The 2,433-nt window shown below is 46.2% G+C and carries 1 protein-coding gene; it reads left to right on the forward strand.

Annotated elements, in window-relative coordinates; translation table 11 throughout:
- The first annotated feature begins 286 nt into the window (after positions 1-286).
- On the forward strand, positions 287-2,155 hold the full coding sequence (locus O9290_RS14480; protein WP_288055141.1) for a cation:proton antiporter: 1,869 nt from the start codon (positions 287-289) through the stop codon (positions 2,153-2,155).
- Positions 2,156-2,433 lie beyond the last annotated feature (278 nt).

Consider the following 2,433-nt stretch of genomic DNA (forward strand, 5'->3'; position numbering starts at 1 on the left):
GTTCACCGGTGTGATTCTTGCGGCCACATTGAACCGAGAGATACGGCATCAGCGAAGGTAATCGAGAACCGAGGAAAAAACGCGGTCGGACTGACCGTGTTAGAAAACGCTTGCGGAGGCGATCTGACGGGGATCGACCGGTTAAACCAGGTCGATCTAGTTAAAAACCTATGAACCGAGAATCTCCCGCTACACCGCGCGAGCGGTTAGCGGGGGAGAGTCAAAATTAGAATGATTAAACCCCAACCATAACCCCGCCTCGATAGCCGATAACCGATCGCTAAACATGGATCCATCTTTCGCCCTTACCCTGCAAATTGTCATCACTGTGGTGGCGGGGATTACAGCCCAAGTCATCGCCGAATACCTGAAAGTTCCCAGTATTGTCTTCCTGCTCATTTTTGGGATTGCTTTAGGGTCCGATGGTTGGGAAATTTTACAGCCCCAAAGTCTGGGAATTGGCTTAGAAGTCCTTGTTGCTCTCTCTGTGGCGATTATCCTATTTGAAGGCGGTTTAAGCTTAAGCGGACGGGAATTAGGGCGAGTTTCTGGCAGTTTACGCAATCTTGTCACCCTCGGTACTTCCATCACTCTCATCGGTGGCGGTATGGCAGCCCACTGGTTGGGGGAATTTCCCTGGCCGATCGCATTTCTTTACGCTTCTTTAGTGGTGGTAACTGGTCCGACGGTGATCGGGCCTTTGCTGAAGCAAGTAGCCGTAGATCGACGGGTGGCGACGCTTTTGGAAGGAGAAGGGGTATTAATCGACCCTGTGGGCGCAATTTTAGCCGTAGTGGTGCTAAATACGATTATTGATAGTCATTCCCGCCCCATGGAAATTATCACTGGTTTAACCCTGCGTTTAGGCATCGGGGCGGCGATCGGCATTGCTGGAGGCGGATTGTTAAGTTTTATTATAAAAACTTGCAATTTTTTGACTTTTGAGCTAAAGAATCTCGTGGTTTTAGCGGGAGTCTGGGGGTTATTTGGTTTATCGCAATTTAGCCGCAGTGAATCGGGGTTAATGGCGGTGGTAATGGCGGGAATTGTGCTAAAAGCGGCGGCTGTTCCCGATGAACGGTTATTAAGACGTTTTAAGGGTCAATTGACGACTCTTTGCGTGTCGGTACTGTTTATTTTACTAGCGGCGGATCTTTCGATCGCCAGTGTCATCGCTTTGGGTTGGGGCAGCGTCCTGACGGTGTTAGTCTTGATGCTGGTGGTGCGTCCCCTGAGTGTGGCCTTGTGTACCCTAAAAAGTGACCTAAATTGGCGACATAAGCTATTTATCGCTTGGGTTGCCCCTAGGGGAATCGTTTCGGCTTCTGTAGCTTCTTTATTTGCTATTTTACTCACCCGTGCCGGTATTAATGGCGGTGAAGCGATCAAAGCTTTAGTCTTTTTAACAATTTTAATGACCGTTTTTATTCAGGGATTAACGGCGCGGTGGGTGGCAAAAGGGCTAAAAATCACTTCTTCTGCGGCAACAGGGGCAGTAATCGTCGGTTGTAATCCCCTAGGTCGCTTAATCGGTTGTTTATTCCAAGAACAAGGAGAAAACGTGGTTTTAATCGATACGGATGCCAGGGCCTGTGAACAAGCAGAAGAAGACGGTTTGACGGTGCTGCAGAGTAGCGGACTTGATACAAAAATACTGCAAGAAGCAGGCATCGAATCCATGGGGACTTTTCTGGTTTTGACTAACAATAGCGAGGTTAATCTGGTTTTAGCCCAAAGAGCCGGCGAGGAATTTCATCCTCCCCGGGTTTTGGCTGCCTTTGCGGGAACCCCTAACCCAGATAAAAATAAGGTTAATCAGGTTTTTCTCCCTAGTTTTTCGGTCAAGGAATGGAATCAGTATTTAGACGATAATCAGATTAAATTGGGTAAAACTATCTTTAAAGGCAATGATTTGAGCGAACAACAGACCAGATTAACTAAATTAATCGAAAATGGCGAACTGCTGCCCCTACTATTGCGTCGTGATAATTCCCTACAGGTAGTAACAGAAGGGGAAGAATGGCGCACCGGAGACGAATTAATCTATATTCTGCGCGATTTACGCCCACAACTGCTTAAACGTCTTTCCGGCACTGTCAGAACTCGTTTATCTTTAGAAATCTTACCCGAAGTGGAAATTGTCGCCAGTAGATAAGTAATGGGACAAAATTAACTTCTTGGTTAGGATAGGAACTCTGGCAACAGTAAAGGGATGAGCAGAGATTCAGCTTAACTTAAGCAAGTAGTTATAATTAAATTGAAGATAGATTTTGCCTCAGATCCCCCCTTAGTCCCCCCTTGATAAGCTATCCATTAGTCGGATCTTTCTTAACAAAAAGAGAAGAAACTTAAAAAAAGGGGAAACGATTGATAGGTATAGTTTTGAAAGAAGGAATTAAGGTGGAGGTAAGCAAAAAAATGGAGAAATGGGCA

It is taken from the genome of Microcystis sp. LE19-41.2A, from assembly GCF_027530405.1.
Lineage (GTDB): Bacteria > Cyanobacteriota > Cyanobacteriia > Cyanobacteriales > Microcystaceae > Microcystis > Microcystis aeruginosa.

What these genes read in the sequence shown, in the direction of transcription:
- O9290_RS14480 (WP_288055141.1), top strand. Translation starts at nt 287, where the DNA reads ATGGATCCATCTTTCGCCCTTACCCTGCAAATTGTCATCACTGTGGTG.